This window comes from Halorhodospira sp. 9621, assembly GCF_022228055.1.
Classification (GTDB): Bacteria; Pseudomonadota; Gammaproteobacteria; order Nitrococcales; family Halorhodospiraceae; genus Halorhodospira; species Halorhodospira halophila_A.
In genome coordinates this window covers 75551-99831 of record NZ_JAJNRD010000004.1, presented here as the reverse complement: position 1 = coordinate 99831, position 24281 = coordinate 75551, and the positions used below count along the sequence as shown (strand labels likewise).

The following is a 24281-nucleotide window of genomic DNA, read 5'->3' as shown; positions in this document are numbered from 1 at the left end:
CAGGCACTCCACCTATCGTATCCAGCCGGGCCGAGCGGCGCCAGCCGGCGGCGCGGCTACGCCGCGCCGTAGCGGCTCCGATACTGGCGGATGGCGTCCAGGGTCTCGCCCTTGCCGCCGTGCTCGGCCAGGTAGGTTTCCAGGTGATCCAGGGTGATGATCGGGACCACCGGGGCGCCCAGGGCCTGTTCGACCTCGTGGACGGCGGAGACCTGGTTGGCGCCGCGCTCCTTGCGGTCGAGCGCGATGGCCACCGCGGCCACGCGGCCGCCCTCGGCGGTGATCAGCTCGGCGGCCTCGCGGATGGATCCGCCCGATGAGATCACGTCGTCGACGATCACGGCGCGCCGACCATCCACCGGTGCACCCACCAGCCGTCCCCCCTCGCCGTGGTCCTTGGCCTCCTTGCGATCGAAGGCGTAGGGGACGTCGCGGCTGCGCGTCTCGGCCAACGCCATGCTGAGCGCCGTGGCCAGCGGGATGCCCTTGTAGGCGGGGCCGAAGACCAGGTCGAAGTCAACCTGTGCCCTCGCCAGGGCCTCCACGTAGCAGCGGCCGAGCCTGCTCAGGGCCTCGCCGCTGTTGAACAGCCCGGTATTGAAGAAGTAGGGGCTCTCGCGGCCGGATTTCAGCGTGAAGCGCCCGAAGCGCAGCACCCCGCGGTCGAGGGCGAAGCGGATGAACTCTTCCTGGTAATCGTACATGGCGGTCTATCCCGTGTTGCGCATGCCCGCCGCGATCCCGTTGATGACCACCTGCAGGCCGCGGCGCAGGGAGTCGTCCTCGCACATCCGGGAACGACGCAGCAGCTCGACCTGCAACAGGTTGAGCGGGTCGACGTAGGGGTTGCGGACCTCCACAGCGCGTTTGACCACCGGGAAGTCCGACAGCGGCTGCTCGTGCCCGGTGACGGTCAGCACGGCGTCGCGGGTGCGGGCGAAGCGCTCGCGCAGCTCGTCGCCCACCCCGCGCAGCTCCTCGGGGACCAGGGCGTGCTCGTAGAGCCGGTTGACGCCGGGTTCGGCCTTGGCCACGACCATCTCGACCATGTCGAGGAAGGCCTCGAAGAAGGGCCAGTGGGCGAACATCTCCTGTAGTTCTTCGGTTAGCCCCTCTTCGATGGCCTCTTCGAGCGCCTCGCCAACACCCAGCCAGGCCGGGAGCATCAGCCGGGTCTGGGTCCAGGCGAAGACCCAGGGGATGGCGCGCAGGCTGTCCACGGTCATCTGATCCGGCGAGCGCTTGGCCGGGCGGCTGCCGATGGTCAGCCGCGAGATCTCGTCGATGGGGGTAGCCGCCCGGAAATAGTCCATGAACTCCGGGCGCTCCTTGACCGTGTCGCGATAGGCCGCCATGGCCCGGGCGCTGAGCCGGTCTAGGATCTCGCGCCAGCGCTGCGGCGGTGGTTCCGGCGGGCGGACCGTCGCCTCGAGCACCGAGGTGGTGTAGAGCTCCAGGTTGCGCAGGGCGATCCCGGGCAGTCCAAACTTGGCCTGCATCACCTCGCCCTGCTCGGTGACGCGCAGCGTCCCGTCCACGGAGCCCGGCGGCTGGGCCAGGATGGCGGCGTGGGTCGGGCCGCCGCCACGGCCAATGCTGCCGCCGCGCCCGTGGAACAGGGTCAGATCGATACGCTGCCGGCGGGATAGGGCGACCAGCTGCTCCTGGGCCTGGTAGAGCGTCCACGTGGAAGTCAGGTGACCGGCGTCCTTGGTGGAGTCGGAGTAGCCGATCATGATCTCCTGGCGGCCGGCGATGCGCTGGCGGTACCAGTCGCTCTCGAAGAGCACCTCCATGGTGTCGGCCGCCTCGGCCAGCGTGTCGCGGGTCTCGAACAGCGGCACCACCCGGGTGGGGTGGGTGAGACCGCACTCCTTCTGCAGCAGCTCCACGGCGAGGATGTCGGAGGGCTTCGCGGCGTGGGAGACGATGTACGCCCCCACCGCGTCGGGGCCGATCTCCTCGAGCATGCGGATGGTGTCGAGCACCTCCTGGACCTCGCGCTCCGGCTTGAAGTCCAGCGGGATCAGCGGGCGGCGGTGGGAGAGTTCCTGGAAGAGCCACTGCTGGCGGGTTGGCTCGTCCCACTCGGCGTAGCTGCCCAGTCCCACGGCGCGGGTGATGGCGTCGAGCACCGCGGTGTGGCGCTCCGCGTGCTGGCGGATGTCCATGGGCATCAGGGTGAGCCCGAAACAGCTCACCCGGCGGATGGTATCGAGCAGCTCGCCCTCGGCAACCACCCCGGCGCCGACGCGCTGCAGCGAGTAGTAGCAGCGCAGCAGCGGCTGACGCAGGTCCTCGACGTCGGAGAGGATGTCGCTCTCCGGGGGGCGACCGCCCTGGAGCTTGGCCTCGGCCCAGCGCATGGTCTGGCGCAGCCGCGCCCGGAGCCGCTTGAGCACCACCCGGTACGGCTCCCACGCCTCGCCGCCGACCTCCTCGCGCAGCTCATCGTCGCAGACCTGCAGCGACAGGGTGGAGACCAGCCGCTGGATGTCCCGCTCGTAGAGGTAGGCGGCCATCCAGCGCGAGAGGATGGCCACGTCCCGGGTGACCCGGTGGGTGACGTTGGGGTTGCCGTCGCGGTCGCCGCCCATCCACGAGCCGAAGGTGATCGGCGCGCAGTCCAGGGGCAGCGGGCGGCCGGTGTGCTCGCGCAGGGTGTGATCAAGGCTGCGCAGGTAGCGCGGCACGGCGTCCCAGAGTGTCTGCTCGACCACCGCTAGACCCCAGCGGGCCTCGTCCTGCGGGGTGGGGCGGCGGCGGCGGATCTCGTCGCTGTGCCAGGCTGCGGTGATCTCGCGCTTGAGCGCCAGCCGCGTCTCGGCCACCTCCGTGGGCGTCTGGCCGAAGCGGTCGCGGTTGTCCAGCAGCCCGGCGATGCGGTTGTACTTCTGCAGCATAGTCCGCCGCTGCACCTCGGTCGGGTGCGCGGTGAACACCAGGTTGATGTCCATGTTGCAGATGGCCTCGTGGAGCTGCTCGGGCTCCATGTCGGCGGCCAGTCGGGGGACGGTCTCGGCCAGGGAGCCGAACAGCGGTCGGGCCTCGGGGGTACGCGCCCACTCGCGGCTGCGCCGCACCCGGTGATGCTGCTCGGCGATGTTGGCCAGGTTCAGGAACTGCGAGAAGGCCCGGGCCACCGGGGTGACCTGTTCGGGCGGCAGTTCCGACAGGGTCCGTTCGAGCTCCTGCGCAGCTTCGTCGTCCCCGGCGCGGGCCGTCTTGGCCAGCACCCGGACGCGCTCGACGGTCTCGTAGAGCTCGGCGCCGCCCTGCTCGCGCAGGGTGGCACCGAGCAACTCGCCGAGGTCCCGGATGTCTTCGCGCAGGGCGCTGTCGCTATCCTGATGCTCTTCCATGCCGTTGCGCCCCGCCTGCTTGGGGTGGTTGCGTGGTCACTCGGCCTACTCGGGCAGCCCGAACTGCTCGACGCTGGCGAAGATGTCGGTATCGGAGATGATCCCGATCGGCCGGCCCTGGGTGTCGATGACCACCATGCGCCGGATGTTCTCCGCGCCCATGCGCTCGGCGCAGTCGAGCAGCGAGGTGTCCTCGGGTACGGTGATCAGCGGCCGCGTAGCCACCTCAGAGATGCGTACCTGGCTCGGTTGCTTGGTGGCCGAGACCACCCGGCTGATGACGTCGCGCTGGGTCATGATGCCCATGCCGTCGGCCTCGTCCGGCGCGGGCTGGACCACCACCGAGGAGATCCGCCGCTCGCGCATCAGGTGCATGGCGTCCTCGACGCTGGTATCGCCGGACATGGTGACCAGGTTCGGGTTCATGAGGTCGGCCACCGTGTGCGGCACCCGGCCCGAGGCGACCATCTCCTCGAGTGGCGCGACCACCCGGCGCTGCTCGCGGGCCTGGCGCTCGGCCTCGATCGCCTCCTCGCGCTCGCGCTGGATGCGGTCGATGTCGATGGTGCCGTGCATCTGATCGATCAGCGCGTCGGCGAACTGGCTGGTCTTCACCTCGGTGGCGCCCTGCAGCGAGCGGGCGAAGTCGTAGGTGACGATCCCGGCGCCGACCACCTTCTCGTAGGCGGCGCGGATCAGGTCGGCTGCCTCGCTCCAGCCGATGTGCTCGAGCAGCATGACGCCCGAGAACAGCAGCGAGCCGGGATTGACCTTGTCCTGGTTGGCGTACTTCGGCGCGGTGCCGTGGGTGGCCTCGAATACCGCCACGTTGTCGGACATGTTGGCGCCCGGCGCGATGCCCACGCCTCCGACCTCGGCGGCGATGGCGTCCGAGAGGTAGTCGCCGTTGAGGTTCATGGTGGCGAGGACGTCGAACTCGTTGGGCCGCAGCAGCATGAGCTGGAACATGATGTCCGCGATGCGGTCCTTGATGACGATCTTGCCCTCGGGGCGCTTGCCGCCGTAGGTGGCGTAGAGCTCCTCCTCGGTGATGGTCTGGTCCGGGAACTCCTCGCGGGCGACCTCGTAGCCCCAGGTGCGGAAAGCCCCCTCGGTGTACTTCATGATGTTGCCCTTGTGCACCAGGGTGACGCTCTCGCGGTTATGCTCGATGGCGTACTCGATCGCCTTGCGCACCAGGCGCTTGGTCCCGAACGGGCTGATCGGCTTGACGCCGAGACCGGCGCCGTCGAAGAACGTCTCGCCCATCTCCTCGCGCAGGAAGCGGGCGACCTTCTCGTTGTCGGCGCTGCCGGCCTGGTACTCGATCCCGGCGTAGACGTCCTCGGTGTTCTCGCGGAAGATCACCACGTCGATGTCCTTGGGGCGCTGCAGCGGCGAGGGGACACCGGCGTAGTGGCGCACCGGGCGGACGCAGGCGTACAGATCGAGCTCCTGGCGCAGGGAGACGTTCAGCGACCGGAAGCCGCCGCCCACCGGCGTGGTCAGGGGCCCCTTGATGGAGATGAGTACGTCCTTCAGGGCGGCCTTGGTCTCATCGGGGAAGTAGTTGCCGTCGTACAGGGCGGCGGCTTTCTCGCCCATGTACAGCTCGGCCCAGTGGATCTTGCGCCGCCCGCCGTAGGCCTTCTCGACCGCGGCGTCCCAGATGCGCATGCAGGCGCGGTTGATATCGGGCCCGATGCCGTCGCCCTCGACGTAACCGATGATCGGGTTGTCCGGGACCTGAAGTCGGCCGTCGGACCCGACGGTGATCTTCTGGCCGCCCTCGGGGTACTGGATTTGTTGGCTCATGGCTCCTCCCGCTGGATTTCCTTTCGGCGGCGCGTGGCCGGTCCGGCTTTTGGCCGCGGTCCCGGCGCCTGTGACAAACGGGCTCTATTCTCAATCAGCCCCCGGGGCCAATCAAGAATGGGCGAGCCGCTCCAGGTAACGCTCCACGTCCAGCGCGGCCATGCAGCCGGTGCCGGCCGAGGTGACCGCTTGGCGATAGACGTGGTCGCAGACGTCGCCGGCGGCGAACACACCCGGGACGCTCGTCGCCGTGGCGTTGCCGTCCAGGCCGCTGTTGACCCGGATGTAGCCGCCGGACATGGCCAGCTGACCCTCGAACAGCCCGGTATTGGGGGAGTGGCCGATGGCGATGAAGACGCCCGAGACCTCGCGTTCAGCGATCTCGCCGCTTTCCGTATGGCGCAGGCGCACGCCGTTCACGCCGCTGTCGTCACCGACGACCTCCTCCAGGGCCCGGTTCCAGCAGATATCGACGCGCCCCTGCTCGACCCGCTCCATGAGCTGGCGCTGGAGGATCTTCTCGGCGCGCAGGTTGTTGCGTCGGTGCACCAGGGTGACGTGGGAGCAGATGTTCGCCAGGTACAGCGCCTCCTGGACGGCGGTGTTGCCGCCGCCGACCACCGCAACCGGCTGATTGCGGTAGAAGAAGCCGTCGCAGGTGGCGCACGCCGACACGCCCTTGCCCATGAATTGCTTCTCGGACGCCAGGCCGAGGTACTTGGCGCTCGCCCCGGTGGCGATGATCAGCGCGTCGCAGGTGTAGCGATGCTGGTCGCCCTCCAGGGTGATCGGCTGCCCGGCCACGCTTGCGGTGTGGATGTGGTCGAAGATGATCTCGGTGTTGAAGCGCTCGGCCTGGCGGCGCATGCGGTCCATGAGTTCCGGACCCTGAATGCCTTCCGGCTCGCCGGGCCAGTTGTCGACCTCCGTGGTGGTGGTCAGCTGGCCGCCCATCTCCATGCCGGTGACCAGGACCGGATCGAGATTGGCCCGCGCGGCGTAGATGGCCGCGGTGTAGCCGGCCGGGCCGGAGCCGAGGATCAGCACGTTGCAATGCTTGCTCTGTTGGGCCATGGGGTCACGACTCGTCTGTTTGCAGGGGTGGATGCACCGCACGCCCGGCGCGCGCGGCCGGGGATATGTTAGCGCTATTGCAAGGGTGTCTCTACGCCGTCGCGTCCCGGTCGGTGGATGCGGTCCGGGTGGGCGTAGCGCAGCAGGACCAGGGCCAGGGCGATCGCCGGGAGCCCGGCGGCGGCAGAGATCATGAAGAAGTGGACCCAGCCCACCTGCTCGGCGACGACCCCGGTGAAACCGCCGAGGAACTGACCCGGCAACGTCATCAGCGAGCTGAACAGCGCGTACTGTGTGGCCGTATAGGCGGTGTTGGTCAGGCTCGCCAGGTAGGCGAGGAAGACCGCGATCGCCATGCCGCCGGTGACGTTGTCGGCCACGATGGCCGCGATCAGGCCGTGGATCTCCGGACCCAGTGTCGCCAGCCACGAGAAGGTGAGGTTGGTCAGTGGCGCCAGGATGGCGGTGGCGATGAGCATCGGCGCGATGCCCACGCGGCTGACCATGACGCCGCCGAGGGCGGCGCCGAAAAGGGTCATGGCGAGGCCGAAGGCCGCCGCGATGTTGGCGATCTGGTCCTTGGTAAAGCCCAGGTCCAGGTAGAACGGGTTGGCCATCACGCCCATGACGATGTCGCTGACGCGGAAGGTGGCGACGAACAGCAGGATGATGATGGCCACCGGGAGGCCGAAGCGCTTGAAGAAATCGGCGAAGGGGCAGAGCACGGCGCCGATCAGCCAGGCCGTAATCCGCCGGCGCAGGCCCCGGTGCGGGGTCCGCTCCAGGTAGTCGACGACCCGCTGCTCCAATTGCCGCGTGTCGCGGCTGACGGCCACCTGCGGCTCGCGGATGAGCAGCGTTGTGGTCAGGCCCACGCCCATGAGCAGCGCCATGCCGCTGTACGCCAGGGTCCAGTTGCCCCAGGCGGCCAGGTGCAACGCTCCGGCCCCGGCGGCGAGCAGGGCGATGCGGTAGCCAAAGACATAGGTGGCCGCCATGGCCGCCTGCCGATGGCGGGCGGCGGCCTCGACCCGGTAGGCGTCGATGGCCACGTCCTGGGTGGCTGAGCCGAAGGCGGCGGCGACGGCGAACACGGCCACCAGGCCCAGGTACTCGGTGGGGTCGGTCAGTGCCATACCGAGCAGTGAGCTGGCCACGATCAGCTGCGCGAGCAGCATCCAGGAGCGGCGCCGCCCCATCCAGGGGCCGAGCACCGGCAGGGTGAGGCGATCGACGAAGGGCGCCCAGACCACCTTGATGCTGTGGGCGATCCCCACCCAGCTGAGAAAGCCGATGGCGGCCAGCTCGACGCCCATGTCCTGGAGCCACGCGGTGAACGTGCCGCCGACCAGTAGCAGCGGCAGCCCCGCCGAGAAGCCGAGGAAGGCCATGGCGATGACCCGCGGGTGCAGATAGACCCGCAGCCCGGCGTAGCCGTTGCGCTCGGCCGGTGCGGTGGGGGCTGCCTCCTCGCTCACCGGCGCTCCCCCAGCCAGCGCCAGATGGAGCCGTCGGGGCGCTGCTCGCCGGTGGTCAGATAGCGCAGCGTGTTGCGGTGGAACAGGGTCCAGCGCAGCTGCGCGCGCGCCTCGGTGGTCCCGCAGCACAGCAGCCGGTCCCCCGGTTCCAGGGGCACCTGCAGATCGGGCAGGGGGACCACGGCCTCCGGGCGGACCAACAGCAGCGCCACCGTGTTCATGCCCTGGCCGCTCTGCTGGGGGTCAGCCAGGATATCGCCGATGGCCACCTCGGTGCCCTCGTGACGGAGTTCAAGGATCGCCGGGCTGCGGTGCTCGCTCACCTCCAGGGTCCAGATCTCCGGAACCCGGCCACCACTGACCTCGCGGATGCGTCGGGCCACCGCGGCGTGCCAGCTTCGGTCGAACCCGCGTGCGATGCGTAGGAATTCCGGCAGCAGCGGTGCCGTGATCAGGCTCAGCATGCGCGTGGCGATCAGGTAGCTCGGTTCCACCGGCATTTGCAGCTGCGCCGCCTTGAACAGCGGCCGGTGGGCCATCTGGTTCTCGCGGGCGGCGAGGTAGAGGTCCGGCTTGATGTCCCGCGCGGTCATGACGATGGAGAGGTTGTCGGCATCGTCGTCGGTGCCGGCGAGCACCGCCTCGGCCTGCTCGACGCCGGCCTCGCGCAGGGTCACCGCCTCGGTCCCCTTGCCATAGATGGTGCCCTCCGGCGCGCCGGTCTGCTCCGGGGTCCGCTCGATAACGGTGTAGGGCACGTTGACCTTGTCGAGCCGCCGGCAGACCGCCTTGCCGAAGCGCCCGTAGCCACAGATCAGCCACCGGCCCGAAGGGGGGCGGGGTGGCTCGAACAGGGGGGTGTTGGGCATCCCCGACAGCCACTCGTAGACCCGGTGCATCTCCGGCTTGGTGATCGCCAGCGCCAGCCGGTCGGCGAACGAGGAGAACGGGTCGACCACGTAATCGGTCCCGAACGAGACCATGTTGTCCGCCGTGGCGCGGTTCTCGGCGCGGCAGATGACGCGCTGCTCCGGGTGCAGCAGCCGCACCGTGATGGCGATCTGCAAATTGGTGTGGTCGTCGTTGGTTACCGCCAGCACGCCGGCGCACTGCGGGTGGTCGAGTCCGGCGGCGCGCAGGTTCTCGGTGACGTTGGCGTCGGCCTGCCAGCCGGGTACGAAAAGCCGTAGGTCGCGGGTCTCCAGCTCGGCGATGCGGTCACGGTCGACATCGAGCACGGTGGCTTCCCAGCCCCGTTCGGTGAGCGAGCGGACCAGAAGCGAGCCGGTGTCGCCGTAGCCGCAGACGATCCAGAACGGGTCGGCGAGACGGCGGACCCGGCGCCGGAAGCGCCCAGCCTCGACCGTGCGGCGGAAGATCGGATCCTGGATCAGCCCGACGATGGTCACGATGGCGTAGAACCAGGCGATCACCGGCGGGTAGATGGCCAGCATGTACCCGAAGCGCTGCGCGTAGTTGAACTCGTACGGGTACTCGCCGAAGCCGATGGTTGGCGCCACGTAGGTCAGGAAGTAGAGGGCGTCGATGAAGTTCATCCGCCACGGCTCGCCGTCCGGGTGCTCGCCGGGGATGGCCATGAGCACCAGGATGCCGAGTGCGTAGCTGCCGATGAGCATCAGCAGCGGGCCGCGCATGCGGCGCAGCACCATGTAGAAGGCGGCGTTGCCCATGGACCGGTCCTGCGCCTAGCGGTGGATCTTCACCGTCTCGATGATCAGCAGCGTCACCGAAACCACGTTGGCCACCAGTGCCCCGCTGGCCAGGGAGACGATGCTGGCCATGGTCATGTCGGTCAGGCCCACGCCGGTGCCGTAGACCGCCACACCCCAGAGCACCGCGGCGGCGATCAGCTGCAGGTCGGCAACCAGGCTCGCCGCCAGGAGGATGGCACCGATCTGTGTGCGTTCGCCGAACTTGAGCACCGTGGCGATCAGGTTGACCACGATGGCGGCGAACAGCTCCCAGGCGGCGTGGTGGTCCGGGTTGTCGATCGTCCCGTAGACGAACCCGAAGTTCAGGGTCAGCGCCAGCAGGATGAAGAAGCCGAAGACGACCTTCTCGAGATTCATGAGAACTCCTTGGTTTCCGTCAGCCGCCGCGCGAGGCCAGCCGATCGGCGGTGCGGATCGGCTCCGGGAGGCGGTAGCGGGTGCAGCAGGCCATCACCCAGGCCGCTGCCGTGTCGTAGTCTAGGCGGTGACCGGGCGAGACGTATACCGGCCGCACCCGTGCACGGGTGCGCAGCACCGTGCCGGGCCAGGTCATGTCGCCGGCCCCCGGCTTACGGGCACGGGTTGGGGTTGGCGGCGTGGATCGCCTCGATGCCGTCATGCACCGCCTCGGGCAGGGTCAGATCGGCCGCGGCCAGGTTGTCGGCCAGCTGCGCCTGGGTCGTGGCGCCGATGATCGTGCTGGTGCAGAAGGGCCGTTGGGTGGCGAAGGCGATGGCCATCTGCGCCGGGTCGAGATCGTGCTCACGGGCGAGGTCGACGTAGGCCCGGGTGGCTGTCACGCCCCGCTCGCCGGTGTAGCGCTGAAAGCGCTCGTAGAGGGTCAGCCGGGCCGCGGCGGGGCGCTGCCCGTCCAGGTACTTGCCGCTGAGCACACCGAAGCCCAGCGGCGAGTAGGCCAGCAGGCCGCAGCGCTCGCGGTGGCTGACCTCAGCGAGGCCCACCTCGTAGCTGCGGTTGAGCAGGCTGTACGGGTTCTGGATGGAGACGATGCGCGGCAGGCCCAGGCGTTCGGCCTCGGCGATGAAGCGCATCGCCCCCCAGGGCGTCTCGTTAGACAGGCCGATGGCGCGGATCCGCCCGGCGGCCACCAGCTCGCCCAGCGCCTCCAGGGTGCGCCGGATGCGCGCCCGCTCGTCCTCGCCTTCTTCCTCAGGGCAGGGATAGTCGAGTCGCCCGAAGAAGTTGGCGCGGCGCTCGGGCCAGTGAAGCTGGTAGAGATCGATGTAGTCGGTCTGCAGCCGCCGCAGCGAGCCGTCCACCGCCTCCCGGAGCTGCTCGGCGGTGTAGGCGCGCTGTCCGTCGCGGATCGAGTCGAGCCCGGGGCCGGCGATCTTGGTGGCGATGACCAGGTCCTCGCGGCGAGGCTGGCGGGCCAGCCAGCTGCCCAGATACGCCTCGGTGCGCCCGGCGGTCTCGGTGCGCGGTGGCACCGGGTACATCTCCGCGGCGTCGATGAAGTTGACCCCACGCTCGGTGGCGAGGTCGAGCTGCGCGTGGGCCTCGGCCTCGGTGTTCTGCTCGCCCCAGGTCATGGTCCCGAGGCAGATGCTGCTGACGCGCAGATCGGTGTGGCCGAGTGGACGGTATTCCATGGGCGTGCCCTGCTGTCGGCGTGGACCCGGTCAGTTTCCCGGCCGCGCCGGCTGTCGGCAAGCCCCCGGCGGACTCGTGGCGGCGCCGGCGAGCCGTTAAGCTGGGGGCGACCGCCGAAGAAGGAGACCCCGGTGAAGATCGCCTCGTGGAACGTGAACTCCCTAAAGGTCCGCCTGCCGCAGGTCAAGGCGTGGGCGCAGAGTGCCGCACCGTCGGTGATCGCCCTGCAGGAGACCAAGGTCCCCGACGACCAGTTCCCGCTCACGGCGCTGCAGGAGGCCGGTTACCAGGCGTGTTTCGCCGGCCAGCGAACCTACAACGGGGTGGCCGTGCTTGCCCGCAGCACGCCGGAGGAGGTGGTGACGGATCTGCCCGGCTTCGCCGATGCCCAGCGCCGGGTGCTCGCCTGCACCGTGGACGGGGTGCGGCTGATCAATCTCTACGTGCCCAACGGCCAGGAGGTGGGCTCGGAGAAGTACGACTACAAGCTGCGCTGGCTGGAGGCCCTGCACCACTGGGTGGCCCAGGAGCTGGCGGCCCACGAGCAGGTGGTGGTACTGGGCGATTTCAACATCGCCCCAGAGCCGGCGGATGTCCACGACCCCGCCGAGTGGGAGGGCAAGGTGCTGTTCAGCCCGCCCGAGCGCGAGGCGCTGCAGGGGGTGCTCGACTTGGGGCTGGTGGATACTTTCCGGCTGTTTGAGCAGCCCGAGGCGCAATTCTCCTGGTGGGACTACCGGGTCAATAGTTTCAAGCGCAACCGAGGCCTGCGCATCGACCTCATCCTGGCCAGCAGTGCCTTGGCGCGGGCCTGCACCGCGTCCGGGGTCGACGTCGAGCCGCGCCGCTGGGAGCGTCCCTCGGATCACGCCCCGGTGGTCGCCGAGTTCGACCCCGCGCTGCTGGCGGGGGGCGAGGGCGGGAGCCCGGTATGAAGTACCGCGACCTGCGCGAGTTCCTCCAGCACCTCGAGGCCCGGGGCGAGCTCAAGCGTATCCGCCACCCGGTGGACCCGCATCTGGAGATGACCGAGGTCTGCGACCGGACCCTGCGTGCCGGCGGCCCGGCGTTGCTCTTCGAACGCCCGCGCGGCTTCGACACGCCGGTGCTCGGCAACCTCTTTGGCACGCCGCACCGGGTGGCCCTCGGCATGGGCGCCGAGGATGTCGCCGCGCTGCGCGAGATCGGCGAGCTGCTGGCCTTCCTGCGCCAGCCCGAGCCGCCCAAGGGGATGCGCGATGCCTGGCGGCAGCTGCCGGTCTTCCGCCGGGTGCTGGACATGTCGCCGAAGACGGTGCGCAAGGCGCCGTGCCAGGAGCGGGTGATCGAGGGCGAGGACGTGGATCTGTCGCGCTGGCCGATCCAGACCTGCTGGCCCGGCGATGCCGGTCCGCTGATCACCTGGGCCCTGGTGATCACCCGTGGCCCGGAGAAGGAGCGGCAGAACCTGGGCATCTACCGCCAGCAGGTGATCGGCCGCAACCGGGTCATCATGCGCTGGCTCGCCCACCGGGGTGGGGCCCTGGATTTCGCCGAGCATCAGCGCCACCACCCCGGCGAACCCTTCCCGGTGGCGGTGGCCCTGGGGGCGGATCCGGCCACCATCCTCGGCGCCGTCACGCCGGTGCCCGATGCCATCAGCGAGTACGCCTTCGCCGGTCTGCTGCGCGGCTCGAAGACCGAGCTGGTGACCTGCAAGGGGTCGTCGCTCCAGGTGCCCGCCTCGGCCGAGGTGGTGCTCGAGGGCCACATCCACCCCGGGGACACTGCCGAAGAGGGCCCGTTCGCCGACCATACCGGTTACTACAACGAGACCGAGACCTTCCCGGTGTTCACCATCGACCGGATCACCCACCGGGCGGCGCCGATCTACCACTCCACCTACACCGGACGGCCCCCGGACGAGCCGGCGGTGCTCGGCGAGGCGCTCAACGAGGTCTTCGTGCCCATCCTGCGCAAGCAGTTCCCGGAGATCGTCGACTTCTACCTGCCGCCGGAGGGCTGCTCCTACCGCCTGGCGGTGGTCACGATCCGCAAACAGTACCCCGGGCACGCCAAGCGCGTCCTCCTCGGGGTCTGGTCGTTCCTGCGCCAGTTCATGTATACCAAGTTCATCATCGTCACCGATGACGACGTGGACGCCCGCGACTGGAAGGCGGTGATCTGGGCGCTGACCACCCGCAGCGACCCGCGGCGCGACGCCACCTTCATCGACCACAGCCCTATCGACTACCTCGATTTCGCTTCCCCCGTCTCGGGGCTGGGGTCGAAAATGGGGCTCGACGCCACCAATAAGTGGCCCGGGGAGACCGACCGCACCTGGGGCACACCGGCCACCATGGATGAGGCCACCCGGGCCCGGGTGGACGCCTATTGGGCGGAACTCGGTCTTGATTGACGCGGCAGCGGCCGCCTACGAACCAGGCAGAGGGCCATGACCTACACCGTGCGCTTCAGTGACGGCACCGAGATCGGCGCCGAGCCCGACGAGGCGGTACTCGACGCCGCCCTGCGCCAGGGCGTCTCGCTGCCCTACGGTTGCCGCAACGGCGTCTGCGGGACGTGCCGTGCGCCGGTGCGCGCCGGCGAGGTCGCCTACCCGTCGGGCCAGCCCAAGGCCCTGGATGACGCCGAGCGCGCTGCGGGCCTGGCCCTGCTCTGCCAGGCCCGGGCCGCCAGTGATCTGGCGGTGGACCTCGAGCCCCTGGGCGACGTCGCCGCGGCGCCGCGCATCCTGCCGGCGCGGGTGGCGCGCCTGGAACACCTGGCGCCGTCGATCTGCCGCCTCTTCCTGCGTCTGCCCGAGGGCAAACGCCTTCCCTTCCGGCCGGGGCAGTATGTCGAGATCCTGCTCGGCGACGGCGAGCGGCGCGCCTTCTCCCTGGCCAGCTCGCCCCTGGACGACGAGCACCTGGAGCTGCACATTCGGCATATCCCCGGCGGGCGCTTCACCGACTACGTCTTCAACGAGATGCGCGAGGGCGAGCTGCTGCGCATCGAGGGGCCTCTGGGCCAACTCTATCTGCGCGATGACGGCGACCGGCCCGCGCTGCTGGTCGGTGGGGGCACCGGTTTCGGCCCGCTCAAGGGGATCCTCGAGCACGCCCTGGCCCGGGGCGATCGGCGCCGGTTTCACCTCTACTGGGGCACCCGCGAACGCGCCGGACTGTACCTGGACGACCTGGCCCGGGGCTGGGCCGAGACCCACCCCGGTGTGGATTACACCCCGGTGCTCTCCGAGCCCGGCGCCGAAGACGCGTGGGACGGGCGGGTCGGCTGGGTGCACGAGGCCGTCGTGCACGACCACCCGGACCTCTCCGGCTTCGATGTCTACATGAGCGGCCCGCCGCCGATGACCGAGGCTGCGCGGGCGGCCTTCCTCGAGCACGGACTGAACCCGGAGCGACTCTTCTACGATGCATTCCACTTCAGCCACGAGTGATCGCTACAGGGCCTACCGCTGGGCGGTGAACCGCGCCTATCAGGAGGCGGCGCTGCCCGGCGTATCGCGGACCTTTGCGCTGACCATCCCGCAGTTGCCCGAGGTGCTGCGCGATACCGTCACCAACGCCTACCTGCTGTGCCGGGTGGCGGATACCATCGAGGACCACTCGGCGGCCGACGTCGAGGCCAAGCACGACCTCATGATCGGCCTCAAGGAGGCCCTCCACGGCGCCCGCGATCCTGGCCGGCTCGCCAGGGAAATCGAGGCGGTGCTCGACTGGGACACGCCGCCGGCCGAGCGCGATCTGGTCGTGTCGCTGCCACGGGTGATCGCGGTGACCGGCGGGCTGCCCGAGGCCCACCAGGGGCCGGTGATCCGCTGCGTTTCGGTCATGGGCGAGGGGATGGCCCGCTTCCAGCGCCTGCGCTCGCCGGTAGGGCTGGCCGACCGGGCGCAGTTCGAGGAGTACTGCTACTACGTCGCTGGCGTGGTCGGCGAGATGCTCACCGACCTGTTCATCCTCGAGGTCGACGGGTTCGACAGCAACCGCGACGAGATGATGGACCTGGGCCGGCGCTTCGGCCTCGGGCTGCAGGCGACCAATGTCATCAAGGATGTCTGGGCCGACCGCCAGCGGGGGGTCTGTTGGCTGCCGCGGGAGGTCTTCACCGAATCCGGCTGCAGCCTCGGCCCCGATGCGGACTGGAGCGAGGACCCGGGGTTCCACCGCGGTATCGGCCGCATGGTCGAGATTGGGGTCGAGCACATGGAAGCGGCGCGTGCCTACATCCTGCGCATTCCCCCGACGCAGCCGGGCATCCGCCGTTTCTGTGCCTGGGCGGCGACGATGTCGCTGGCCACGCTGCGGCAGATCCGCCGGCACCCCGGCTTCAAATCCGGCGACGAAGTCAAGATCAGCCGCCGCCAGGTGCGTCGCCTGGCCGGGTTGACCAACTACGCCGCCGAGCGCGACTGGGCCATGCGCACGGTGCTGGCCTGGAGCGGCCGTGGGCTGCCACGGCCGCTGGTGCGCTCGCGCGAGCCGGCGTGAGCGACTGCCACGCGGTGTTGGCTCAGCCGCCGATCTCGGCCAGCAGCCGATCGATCAGCCGCTGCGACTGGCTCCGGTACATGCCGCCGAACAGGTTGAAGTGGTTGAGCACGTGGTAGAGCTGGTAGAGGTCGCGCCGTACCGCGTAGCCGGGATCACGCGGCCAGATGGCGTCGTAGCCCTCATGGAAGGCGCTCGGGAAACCGCCGAATAGCTCGCTCATGGCCAGGTCGGTTTCGCGGTCGCCGTAGTAGGTGGCCGGGTCGTAGATCACCGGCGCGCCGTCGCGGGCGAAGCCGGCGTTGCCACCCCACAGGTCGCCGTGGAGCAGCGAGGGGGCCGGCGCGTAGTCCCGGAACAGTGCCCCCAGCCCCGCCGCCAGGCGTTCCCCGGCGTCGACCACCCGGCGCCCGGCGCCGCGTTCGGCGGCCAGGCGCAGCTGGTGGCGCAGCCGCCGCTCGCGGAAGAACCGGACCCAGTCCTCGTCCCAGCCGTTGGGCTGCGGTGTCGCGCCGATGAAGTTGTCCCGGTGCCAGCCGTGGGCCGCGGCGCAGGCCCCGTGCAGGGCGGCCAGCCCCTCGCCCAGGCGCCGGTAGCCGGCGGTATCGCCCCGGCCGGAGAGGTCGATGTGCTCGAGGACCAGGAAGTACTGTCCGCCGTGAGCGCCCTCGGCGATCGGCCGCGGCACCCGCAGTGCCCCGGCGCCGGCCAGCTCGCGCAGGGCGTCGGCCTCGGTCTCGAACAATTCGGCCCCGGCGGCATCGTTGATCTTGACGAAGAAGCGGCGGTGCCCGTCGCTGAGGGTGAAGGCGTCGTTAATGCAGCCGCCCCCGGCGCCGCCCCGGCGGGCCGGGCCGAAGGCTTCGCCGGTGGCCTCGGTGATGGCGGTCTCGATGGTTTGTTGCAGATCCATGGCCAGCGCTCCTGCGGTTCAGGGGTCGGATGCGTGACGGACAACGTGCAGAATAGGCGGCTGCGACTCAACCGTCCCGGACCCCGTTCCGGGTGTCCACAGCGAGGTGCCACCGTGTCCCGAATCCCCCGATCCGCCACCCTGGCCTGCGCCGCAGCGGCCCTGTCCGCCGGCGGTTGCGCCACCCTCGACCGGGAGTACGAGGCCGCCTTGCTGCTCGGCGATCTGAGCGCCGAGGGCCACGAAGAGACCCGCCTGCAGGATCGCGGCGGCGACCCTGAGCGCACTTCAGTGCGCTACGACAAGGGCCAAGGCGAGCGCGAGGCGGATCTCTACCGCCCGGACGGCGAGGCCCGCGGCAACCTGGTGCTGATTCACGGCCTGACCGAGCAGGGCAAGGACGACCGGCGCCTGGTGGAGATGGCCGAGAGCCTGACCCGAGTCGGCTACCGGGTCCTGGTGCCCGAGGTGGAGGGGCTGCGCGAGCTGCGCTGGGGGCCGGAGAATCGCGATGACGTCGCCGATGCGGTCCGCCATATGGCCAACCGCGAGGCGAGTCGCGGGCTGCCCCTGGGGGTGAGCACCCTGAGCCTGATGAGCGGTCCGGTGCTGCTCGCCACCGCCGACGACGAGCTGCGCCGGCGCGTGGAGTTCGTCGCCCTGATCGGTGGGTACTACGATCTTGAGGCGTGGCTGCGCTACATCACCACCGGGTACGACGCGTTGGCCGACGCCCAGGATGACCCGGCGCCACGGGCGGAGAGCCGCTGGGTTCTCCTCCAGGCACTGGCCAGCCGGGTGGACGGGGATGACCGGGAGTGGCTGCAGCGTATCGCCGAACGCCGGCTGGATGACCCAGAGTCGGACATCGGCGCCGAGCGCGCGGCGCTGGGCGAGGAGGCGGCCGCCCTGGTGGATCTGCTCGCCAATGGCGACCCCCAGGCCTTCGATGACTACTTGGAGCAGATCCCGGCCGCTTACCGCGATGCCCTGGAGGAGCTGGACCCGTCCCGTCGGGATTGGTCGGACTACCACCCGGAGCTGCTGTTGGTCCACGGCACCAACGACCGGGTGGTGCCCTTCTCCCACAGCGAGGCACTGGAGGCGGCGGCGCCGGAGGCCCACCTCTACCGCAGCGCTGGTCTCGCCCACGTGGAGCTGGAGGGCGGTCTGTTCGACAGCGTGCGGCTGTGGCGGGCGGCCTCGGCGCTGCTCGACGTCCGCCTGGAACCGGACCGGCCCCTGGCCGAGGATGCGCAGCGTAACGTCTATATCCCGCCGCGCGGCGAGCTCGAGCGCACCTTGCGGGTGGGGGCCGTCTACAACGACGAGGCCATCCAGATCCGCTACGAGTTCGCCACCGAGGCCCCGTCCTGGTATCACCAGTACTGGGTCTACGAGGTGGAGGGGCGCGGCAGCGGTGGCGAGTGGGTCCGCTACGGGAGTGGGGGTCCGGAACCCGACGAGCACGGCCTCTACGAGGACCGCATCTCCATGCTCTTGGACGACGGGGACGTCGGGCTGGACCGCTACGGCGGATTCATGACCGCCCACGAGGGTATGCGCGGGCTCACCGGCGCCGCCGGGGCCGACGAGGTACGGGCCCACCCCCACCTGGGCGAGACCCTGGGGCGCTCGGACGTGCGCAAGTACATCCCCCAGTCGCGCGAGGACGGTGACGGCGCCGCCGACTGGGCGGCCGTGCGGGATGAGGCGGAGCTTGAGGCGATGCGCGAGCGCGGTGAGTTCCTCGACCTGTGGCAGTGGCGTGCCCACCGCTCCCATCCCCTGGGTTACGCCGACAACGGCTACGTCCTCGAGTACCGCCACAGCTCTGCGGGACGCGGCATGTTCACCGACAACTGGGACGACGAGGCGGAGCAGCCGCGCTGGATGTACGACCCCGACGAGGCCGGCTTCCGTGCCCTGGACCGCGAGCGGTTGTTCGCGGGTGACTACGACCAGGACGACCTTTACTACCTGAGCGAGGGGCACGCCACCGATTTCGACCCCGACCACCCCTGGGAGGACGGGGACGTTCTGCCGCAGCGTTTCCTGCAGGAGCCGGACGGCAGCCGCGGGGCGATCCGGGCCGACGGTGGCTATGAGGACGGCGCCTGGCGAGTTCGCCTGACCCGCTCGCTAGAGGCGCCGGACCCCACAGACAGCCACGCCCTGGAGCCCGGTGAGGTCTACGACGTGGCCTTCGCCGTCCACGAGGGCGTGGGGCAGCGCTGGCACCGGGTCTCGATGCCGCACACGCTTGCCCTGGCCGGGGAGGCGGGCGACGCCCCGGAGGCCGACATCGTGGCCACTTACACGGAGGGCGATCTGGACGAGGCCGAGGTGGCGTGGGCCGATATCGGACTGATCTACCCGGGGCAGATGACCTGGGACTGGCTCATCGACCGGGGCCGCGGCGGTCACCCAGGCGCGGGGCATGTCCTTGGCGGCGAGGACGCCATCGGCGACGAGCACCGGCTGCCGCAGCTCCAGGACTACCTGCTCTACGAGGAGCGCCGGCGCATCGAGCGCTCCGAATAGGCCGCCTCGGAGAAGGGCGCTGCTGGGCTACGGCTCGCGCACCCGCAGCGGGCTGCGCCGCGGGAAGTGCGAGCGCAGGAACTCCATCTGGTCGGCAAGGATGCGCCGGCCCTGCAGGTAGACATACTCGGCGTGGGTGGGCGTGAATGGCACCGCCAGCAACTCCATGCCCGCGGCCTCCGGGGTCCGGTCGCTCTTGTGGTTGTTGCAGCGCTTGCAGGCGGTGACCACGTTGTTCCAGGTGTTGGCGCCGCCGCGGCTGACCGGGGTGACGTGATCGCGGGAGAGTTCGGAGGAACGGAAGCGCCTGCCGCAGTAAAGGCAGAGGTGGGCGTCGCGGCGGAACAGGGTCGGATTGTTGAGCGGGGGCGTGTAGCCCGGTCGACCCTTGAGCGATGCCTGTCGGGTTCCCTCGGTGGCGATGATCGAGTTCAGGTCAAGGTACGATCGTCGCCCGGTGGCCGAGTTGAACCCGCCTCGGACCCGGTAGAGTGTACTGCCGCAGGCGTAGGCGACCTGGCCGAGGTAGTAGTAGCGGACCGCCTCCTCGAAGCCGACCCACTCCAGCGGCATGCCGGATATGTCGGTGCGCAATATGCGGTGTTCGAGCACTGCCCACCCCCGTGTCAGGCATTGGGCTTGCCCTCTTATAGCCGGTTGGCACGCCTCTTGACAACAGTCGGTGGGCGGGGTTGCGGTTTTGCCGCACCGCGGCACCGCTTCACACCCCGTGGCCGATTCGCTAGCATCTGCCCGTTCGGCTGGGCGCGCGGCGGTATCCGTGCGCCGTGATCCGGGCCCGGGTCGAGGCCCGTCCGGACAGTCGTCACGAACAATCCAACGGCTAACAACTGCCGCAAACGGGGGATCAAACCATGGCCATCAAGGTTGCCGTGCCGAAGGAGACCCGGCCCGGCGAGCGGCGTGTCGCGCTCGTCCCTGGGGTCCTGAAGCAGTTCGGCAAACTCGGCGTCGAGCTGCTCCTGGAGACGGGAGCGGGTGAGGGCGCCGGGTTCGATGATGCCGATTACGAAGCCGGCGGTGTTCGCATCGTCCAGTCCCGTGACGAGCTGCTCAAGGAGGCCGATGTCCTGCTCAGCGTGCAGCCGCTGAGCGTCAAGGAGACCGGCCAGGTGAAGGAAGGAGCGGTGCTCATCAGCTTCCTGACGCCCCACGAGGGCGACGAGCGGATCCAGACGCTGTGCAAGCGGAAGGTTACCTCCTTCGCTATGGAGCTCGTCCCGCGGATCACCCGGGCCCAGTCCATCGACGCCCTCTCCTCCCAGGCGGCTGCCGCCGGCTATAAGGCCGCGCTGATCGCCGCCGAGCGTTCCCCGCGTTTCTTCCCGATGCTCACCACCGCCGCCGGGACCATCCGTCCGGCCAAGGCCGTGGTGGTCGGTGCCGGTGTGGCCGGCCTGCAGGCTATTGCCACCTGCCGCCGCCTCGGCGCCCAGGTCGAGGGCTACGACGTGCGCCCCGAGACCAAGGAACAGGTCGAGTCGCTCGGTGCCAAGTTCATCGACACCGGGGTCTCGGCCGTGGGCGAGGGCGGCTATGCCCGCGAGCTCACCGCCGAGGAGCAGCAACAGCAGGCCGAGGTGCTGGCCAACCATGTCGCCAACGCCCATGTGGTGGTGACCACGGCCGCCATCCCGGGCCGCCCGGCGCCGAAGATCATCGACAAGGCGACGGTCGAGCGCATGGGCGGTGGCACGGTGATTGTCGACATGGCCGCCGAGACCGGCGGCAACTGCGAGGTCACCAAGGCCGGCAAGGACGTCACCCACAACGGGGTTCTGGTGGTCGGGCCGAAGAATCTCCCCGCCAGCGTCGCCGTCCACACCAGCGAGATGTACAGCAAGAACCTGTACAACCTGCTGACGCTGATGGTTCAGGATGGTGACCTGACTCTCAACTGGGACGACCAGGTGATCGCGGATACCTGTCTGACCCACGACGGCCAGGTTCGCCACGGGGCCACCCGGGAGCGCCTGGAAGGAGGTAAGTCATGATCGAGGTCGGCGGGCTCGTCGCACTCTATGTCTTCATGCTCGCAGCGGTGGCTGGTTACGAGGTCATCACCCGGGTGCCGGTCATCCTGCACACGCCGCTGATGTCCGGCTCGAACTTCATCCACGGCATCGTCGTCGTCGGCGCCATGGTCGCCCTCGGCGTCGCCGAGACGCCGCTGGAGCAGGCCATCGGCTTTGTCGCCGTGCTGCTCGGCGCTGCCAACGCCGTCGGCGGCTACGTCGTCACCGAGCGGATGCTCGATATGTTCAAGAGCAGTAAGAAGGAGGACGGCTGAACATGAGTGTCGTAGTCCAACTCAGTTACTTCGTCGCCTCCATCCTGTTCATCTTCGGCCTGAAGGCCATGAGCTCGCCGGTGACGGCGCGCAAGGGCGTGATGTGGGCCGGTGTCGGCATGGTCGTGGCCACGGTAGCCACCTTCGCCCACCCGAGCGTGGGGATGGAGAACATCTCCCTGATCCTGATCGCCATCGTCCTTGGCGGCGCCTTCGCCTGGTACACGGCGCTCAAGGTGCAGATGACCGAGATGCCGCAAATGGTGGCGGTCTACAACGGCCTCGGTGGCGGTTCCGCCGGTGCCATCGCCGCGGTCTCCCTGCTCCAGGGCGCGCGAGCGGACGAGGGCTCGGTGGCCGCGGCCATGGGCTCCGACGCGGCCGCACTCGGCCTGCTCGGTGCGGTGATCGGCTCGGTGGCCTTCTCCGGCTCCATGATCGCCTGGGCCAAGCTGGATGATCGCCTGAAGAAGTCGACCCTGGTCGAGAACCACCAGTGGTGGAACGTGGCTCTGGCCGCGGCGACCCTGCTGCTGGCGATCTGGGTGTTCAATACCGGCTCCGGCTTCCCGATCCTGCTGTTCTTCATCGCCGCACTGGCGCTGGGCATCTTCATCACCGTGCCCATCGGCGGTGCCGACATGCCCGTGGTCATCTCCCTGTTCAACGCCCTGACCGGCCTGGCCGTGGGCTTCAAGGGGTACGTCCTGGGCAACCTGGCGCTGATCATCGCCGGTACGGTGGTGGGCGCCGCCGGCATGCTGCTGACCCTGCTCATGGCCAAGGCCATGAACCGTTCGCTGCTGAACATCCTGTTCAGCGGCTTCGGAGCCGCTCCGGCCGCCGCCGAGTCGGAGGCCGAGGGCGAGATGAAGGAGGTCGGTCCCGCCGACGGCGCCTACATGATGGGGTACGCCGACCGGGTGATCATCGTCCCGGGCTATGGCCTGGCCGTGGCGCAGGCCCAGCATAAGCTCTGGGAGATGGTCGAGCTGCTGCAAAAGCACGACGTGGACGTCAAGTTCGCCATCCACCCGGTGGCCGGCCGCATGCCGGGCCACATGAACGTGCTCCTCGCCGAGGCCGGCGTGCCCTACGACATGATCTACGACATGGATGAGATCAACGAGGAGTTCGAGGACACCGACGTGGTGCTGATCATCGGCGCCAACGACGTGGTCAACCCGGCCGCCCGGGAGGACGAGGGCAGCGCCATCTACGGCATGCCGATCCTCAACGTGGACTACGCCGACCAGGTTCTCGTGGTCAAGCGTGGTCGGGGGGCCGGCTTCTCCGGTGTGGAGAACAAGCTGTTCTTCCGCGACAATACCCGCATGGTCTTCGGCGACGCCCAGAAGGTCGTCTCCGAAATGGTCCAGACCGTCAAGGGTATGTAAGCCGGCTGCGGCCGGTCTGCTGGAGGCAACGGGTTTGCTGGATGAGTCCGAGCGGCTTTGGCGCTTCGCCGAGGATATCTACGCCAGGCCGGGCGTCGAAGCCGCCTGCCTCAAGCTTCAGGCCCGCTACGGGCTGTCCATTTCGCTCCTGCTGGCCGCCGTCTGGAGCGGTCTGCAGGGGCGGGGGCGGCTCGGGGTCTCCAGTGCCGAAGGTGCCATCCGCCGGGGCCAGGAGTGGGATCGAGAGGTCATCGACCCGCTCCGGGCCCTGCGGCGCCACCTCAAGCTGCATCCGCCCCGCGATCTGGCGGATGACAACCACGAGCTTCGCAAGCAGCTGATCGCCGCCGAGCTCCGCGCCGAGGCGATTGAGCAGAAGCTTTTCCTGCAAGACCTGCCCACGGACCTTCCCGCCGCCCCGGAGGGCGAGCGCTGGCGCGACGCCGCGTGGAATGCCGGCGTGGTCGTACGACGCAAGTGCCCGACCTGCGACCCGGAGGCGGTTTCGGCCATCGCGCGGATCCTCTGCGAGGCGTGCGAGGGGCTCGGGAACGAAACTGCGACGGAAGAGGTCCGACGGGTATGGCCCTGATCAACCTGCCGCGTGCCGCCCTGCTGGCGGTGGGCGGCGCCCTGTTGCTGGCCGGCTGTACGGCCCCGGATCACCTGCTCATCGAGAAGGCCGAGACGGAACGTTTCGAGCAGCGCTTCGACAGCGTCGACGAGCGTCTGGAGGCCCTGGCCGAGGCCCAGGAGCGATCCCGTGAGCTGGCGCGCGAGGCGCAGCTGGCGCGCATCGCCGGCGCCATGGAGGCGCAGACGGCGAACCGCTGGCTGGTGCCGCTGCGCCCCGTCGATCCGGGCGACCCCGAGTGCTCGGACGAGCCGGCCTGTCCCGACGATCAGTTGCGCCCGGGTCAGGAGCTCAGTGCCGACGGCATGCTCGTCTTTGGCGAGATCGAGGAGCTGCAACTGGATCCGCCGGGGCTGCTGTTCGATGCCCGGATCGATACCGGCGCCTCCACCTCCTCGGTGGACGCCCGCGAGATCGAGGAATTCGAGCGGGATGGCGAGCCGTGGGTCCGTTTCCAGATGCTCAACCCGGACGGCGATGGCCGGATCGCCATCGAGCGCCCCAAGGCGCGCAGCGCCACCATCGTTCAGGCCTCCGGGCGGGAGTCACGGCCGGTCGTGGAGTTGCACGTGACCATCGGCCGCTTCTCGGAGACGGCCGAGTTCACCCTGACCGACCGCAGCCACCTGACCTACCCGGTACTGATCGGCCGCGATGTGCTGCGCGATGTGGCGGTGGTCGACGTCGGCCTGAAGCGTGCCACCGAACCCGTGACCCCGGATGACGAGGATCTCGACGCCATCGATGCCGATGACCATGTCGAGGAAATTATCGAGGAAGACGACGAGGATCCGGGGGAGGACGGGGACGATGACGACAAGGACGATCAAGACAACGACACGGATGGCGACGAGCAGGAGGCGGACGACGATGACGGGGACGAGTAGACGGGCCGGGCGGCCCGCCACTG

At 69.4% G+C, this 24281-nt stretch carries 21 protein-coding genes and 1 pseudogene; 10 read left to right on the top strand and 12 right to left on the bottom strand.

Features of this window, described 5'->3' with window-relative positions; translation table 11 throughout:
* Positions 1 to 56: 56 nt before the first annotated feature.
* From pyrE to LRF89_RS03545, 10 genes and pseudogenes are all read right to left on the bottom strand, one after another.
* On the bottom strand, positions 57 to 704 hold the full coding sequence (gene pyrE, locus LRF89_RS03590; RefSeq protein WP_201173223.1) for an orotate phosphoribosyltransferase: 648 nt from the start codon (positions 702 to 704) through the stop codon (positions 57 to 59).
* Positions 705 to 710: 6 nt separating this feature from the next.
* Positions 711 to 3362, bottom strand: coding sequence for a phosphoenolpyruvate carboxylase (ppc, locus tag LRF89_RS03585; RefSeq protein WP_238636611.1), 2652 nt, complete (start codon positions 3360 to 3362; stop codon positions 711 to 713).
* A 45-nt stretch (positions 3363 to 3407) separates the two neighbouring features.
* Positions 3408 to 3788 carry a CBS domain-containing protein gene (locus LRF89_RS03580; protein WP_255772131.1) on the bottom strand — a complete coding sequence of 127 codons (381 nt, stop codon included), beginning with the start codon at positions 3786 to 3788 and terminating at the stop codon, positions 3408 to 3410.
* A gap of 147 nt (positions 3789 to 3935) precedes the next feature.
* Positions 3936 to 5177: pseudogene (gene icd / locus LRF89_RS03575) on the bottom strand (isocitrate dehydrogenase (NADP(+))); the annotation flags it as partial.
* A gap of 111 nt (positions 5178 to 5288) precedes the next feature.
* Positions 5289 to 6251 (bottom strand): thioredoxin-disulfide reductase, encoded by a 963-nt coding sequence (gene trxB / locus LRF89_RS03570; protein ID WP_201241817.1) that lies wholly within the window; start codon positions 6249 to 6251, stop codon positions 5289 to 5291.
* A gap of 74 nt (positions 6252 to 6325) precedes the next feature.
* Entirely contained in the window at positions 6326 to 7729 is a 1404-nt protein-coding gene (locus tag LRF89_RS03565) for an AmpG family muropeptide MFS transporter (RefSeq protein ID WP_201173213.1), read from the bottom strand.
* Entirely contained in the window at positions 7726 to 9420 is a 1695-nt protein-coding gene (locus LRF89_RS03560; protein ID WP_201173211.1) for a potassium channel family protein, read from the bottom strand. Before LRF89_RS03560 ends, LRF89_RS03565 begins: the two co-directional genes overlap by 4 nt.
* Before the next feature lie 15 nt (positions 9421 to 9435).
* Positions 9436 to 9819, bottom strand: coding sequence for a DUF6394 family protein (locus LRF89_RS03555; protein WP_201173209.1), 384 nt, complete (start codon positions 9817 to 9819; stop codon positions 9436 to 9438).
* A 19-nt stretch (positions 9820 to 9838) separates the two neighbouring features.
* Positions 9839 to 10015 carry an endonuclease V gene (locus LRF89_RS03550; protein WP_338018463.1) on the bottom strand — a complete coding sequence of 59 codons (177 nt, stop codon included), beginning with the start codon at positions 10013 to 10015 and terminating at the stop codon, positions 9839 to 9841.
* 16 nt (positions 10016 to 10031) lie between these two features.
* Complete coding sequence (locus LRF89_RS03545; RefSeq protein WP_238636610.1) at positions 10032 to 11075, bottom strand: NADP(H)-dependent aldo-keto reductase; 1044 nt, start codon at positions 11073 to 11075, stop codon at positions 10032 to 10034.
* A 132-nt stretch (positions 11076 to 11207) separates the two neighbouring features.
* Here LRF89_RS03545 and xth point away from each other — a divergent pair, with 132 nt between their 5' ends.
* The 4 genes from xth to LRF89_RS03525 are packed head-to-tail and all read left to right on the top strand — an operon-like array spanning position 11208 to position 15572.
* A complete protein-coding gene (gene xth / locus LRF89_RS03540) occupies positions 11208 to 12011 on the top strand; it encodes an exodeoxyribonuclease III (RefSeq protein WP_238634997.1) in 804 nt (267 codons plus the stop codon).
* Entirely contained in the window at positions 12008 to 13474 is a 1467-nt protein-coding gene (gene ubiD, locus LRF89_RS03535; RefSeq protein WP_238634996.1) for a 4-hydroxy-3-polyprenylbenzoate decarboxylase, read from the top strand. Before xth ends, ubiD begins: the two co-directional genes overlap by 4 nt.
* 36 nt (positions 13475 to 13510) lie before the next feature.
* Complete coding sequence (locus tag LRF89_RS03530) at positions 13511 to 14518, top strand: CDP-6-deoxy-delta-3,4-glucoseen reductase (RefSeq protein WP_201173194.1); 1008 nt, start codon at positions 13511 to 13513, stop codon at positions 14516 to 14518.
* Positions 14493 to 15572 (top strand): phytoene/squalene synthase family protein, encoded by a 1080-nt coding sequence (locus tag LRF89_RS03525; protein ID WP_201241808.1) that lies wholly within the window; start codon positions 14493 to 14495, stop codon positions 15570 to 15572. Before LRF89_RS03530 ends, LRF89_RS03525 begins: the two co-directional genes overlap by 26 nt.
* A gap of 22 nt (positions 15573 to 15594) precedes the next feature.
* On the opposite strand, the gene LRF89_RS03520 is transcribed toward LRF89_RS03525, so the two are convergent.
* Positions 15595 to 16485 carry a fructosamine kinase family protein gene (locus LRF89_RS03520; protein ID WP_238636609.1) on the bottom strand — a complete coding sequence of 297 codons (891 nt, stop codon included), beginning with the start codon at positions 16483 to 16485 and terminating at the stop codon, positions 15595 to 15597.
* Between the two features lie 1182 nt (positions 16486 to 17667).
* Between LRF89_RS03520 and LRF89_RS03515 the strand changes: the two genes are divergently transcribed.
* Positions 17668 to 19029: an ethylbenzene dehydrogenase-related protein gene (locus LRF89_RS03515; protein ID WP_370645243.1), complete on the top strand. Its 1362-nt coding sequence runs from the start codon at positions 17668 to 17670 to the stop codon at positions 19027 to 19029.
* A 27-nt stretch (positions 19030 to 19056) separates the two neighbouring features.
* Here the strand turns inward: LRF89_RS03515 and LRF89_RS03510 are convergent, their stop codons facing one another.
* Complete coding sequence (locus LRF89_RS03510; protein WP_201173390.1) at positions 19057 to 19602, bottom strand: HNH endonuclease; 546 nt, start codon at positions 19600 to 19602, stop codon at positions 19057 to 19059.
* 302 nt (positions 19603 to 19904) lie between these two features.
* Between LRF89_RS03510 and LRF89_RS03505 the strand changes: the two genes are divergently transcribed.
* The 5 genes from LRF89_RS03505 to LRF89_RS03485 are packed head-to-tail and all read left to right on the top strand — an operon-like array spanning position 19905 to position 24258.
* Complete coding sequence (locus LRF89_RS03505) at positions 19905 to 21044, top strand: Re/Si-specific NAD(P)(+) transhydrogenase subunit alpha (RefSeq protein WP_201173189.1); 1140 nt, start codon at positions 19905 to 19907, stop codon at positions 21042 to 21044.
* Positions 21041 to 21340, top strand: coding sequence for an NAD(P) transhydrogenase subunit alpha (locus LRF89_RS03500; protein WP_011815061.1), 300 nt, complete (start codon positions 21041 to 21043; stop codon positions 21338 to 21340). The genes LRF89_RS03505 and LRF89_RS03500 overlap by 4 nt, the downstream gene beginning before the upstream one ends.
* 2 nt (positions 21341 to 21342) lie before the next feature.
* On the top strand, positions 21343 to 22737 hold the full coding sequence (locus LRF89_RS03495) for an NAD(P)(+) transhydrogenase (Re/Si-specific) subunit beta (RefSeq protein ID WP_201173179.1): 1395 nt from the start codon (positions 21343 to 21345) through the stop codon (positions 22735 to 22737).
* A gap of 34 nt (positions 22738 to 22771) precedes the next feature.
* Entirely contained in the window at positions 22772 to 23329 is a 558-nt protein-coding gene (locus tag LRF89_RS03490) for a TIGR02444 family protein (RefSeq protein ID WP_201173178.1), read from the top strand.
* Positions 23320 to 24258 (top strand): ATP-dependent zinc protease family protein, encoded by a 939-nt coding sequence (locus tag LRF89_RS03485; protein WP_238634990.1) that lies wholly within the window; start codon positions 23320 to 23322, stop codon positions 24256 to 24258. Before LRF89_RS03490 ends, LRF89_RS03485 begins: the two co-directional genes overlap by 10 nt.
* The last annotated feature ends 23 nt before the right edge of the window (positions 24259 to 24281 follow it).

Excerpts from the sequence above, each read along its gene's own strand:
- trxB (WP_201241817.1), bottom strand. The coding sequence starts at position 6,251 with ATGGCCCAACAGAGCAAGCATTGCAACGTGCTGATCCTCGGCTCCGGC.
- ubiD (WP_238634996.1), top strand. The coding sequence starts at position 12,008 with ATGAAGTACCGCGACCTGCGCGAGTTCCTCCAGCACCTCGAGGCCCGG.
- ppc (WP_238636611.1), bottom strand. The coding sequence starts at position 3,362 with ATGGAAGAGCATCAGGATAGCGACAGCGCCCTGCGCGAAGACATCCGG.
- LRF89_RS03560 (WP_201173211.1), bottom strand. The coding sequence starts at position 9,420 with ATGGGCAACGCCGCCTTCTACATGGTGCTGCGCCGCATGCGCGGCCCG.
- pyrE (WP_201173223.1), bottom strand. The coding sequence starts at position 704 with ATGTACGATTACCAGGAAGAGTTCATCCGCTTCGCCCTCGACCGCGGG.
- LRF89_RS03555 (WP_201173209.1), bottom strand. The coding sequence starts at position 9,819 with ATGAATCTCGAGAAGGTCGTCTTCGGCTTCTTCATCCTGCTGGCGCTG.
- LRF89_RS03530 (WP_201173194.1), top strand. The coding sequence starts at position 13,511 with ATGACCTACACCGTGCGCTTCAGTGACGGCACCGAGATCGGCGCCGAG.
- LRF89_RS03545 (WP_238636610.1), bottom strand. The coding sequence starts at position 11,075 with ATGGAATACCGTCCACTCGGCCACACCGATCTGCGCGTCAGCAGCATC.
- LRF89_RS03525 (WP_201241808.1), top strand. The coding sequence starts at position 14,493 with ATGCATTCCACTTCAGCCACGAGTGATCGCTACAGGGCCTACCGCTGG.
- LRF89_RS03580 (WP_255772131.1), bottom strand. The coding sequence starts at position 3,788 with ATGAACCCGAACCTGGTCACCATGTCCGGCGATACCAGCGTCGAGGAC.
- LRF89_RS03550 (WP_338018463.1), bottom strand. The coding sequence starts at position 10,015 with ATGACCTGGCCCGGCACGGTGCTGCGCACCCGTGCACGGGTGCGGCCG.
- LRF89_RS03505 (WP_201173189.1), top strand. The coding sequence starts at position 19,905 with ATGGCCATCAAGGTTGCCGTGCCGAAGGAGACCCGGCCCGGCGAGCGG.
- LRF89_RS03500 (WP_011815061.1), top strand. The coding sequence starts at position 21,041 with ATGATCGAGGTCGGCGGGCTCGTCGCACTCTATGTCTTCATGCTCGCA.
- LRF89_RS03495 (WP_201173179.1), top strand. The coding sequence starts at position 21,343 with ATGAGTGTCGTAGTCCAACTCAGTTACTTCGTCGCCTCCATCCTGTTC.
- LRF89_RS03510 (WP_201173390.1), bottom strand. The coding sequence starts at position 19,602 with ATGCCGCTGGAGTGGGTCGGCTTCGAGGAGGCGGTCCGCTACTACTAC.
- LRF89_RS03520 (WP_238636609.1), bottom strand. The coding sequence starts at position 16,485 with ATGGATCTGCAACAAACCATCGAGACCGCCATCACCGAGGCCACCGGC.
- LRF89_RS03485 (WP_238634990.1), top strand. The coding sequence starts at position 23,320 with ATGGCCCTGATCAACCTGCCGCGTGCCGCCCTGCTGGCGGTGGGCGGC.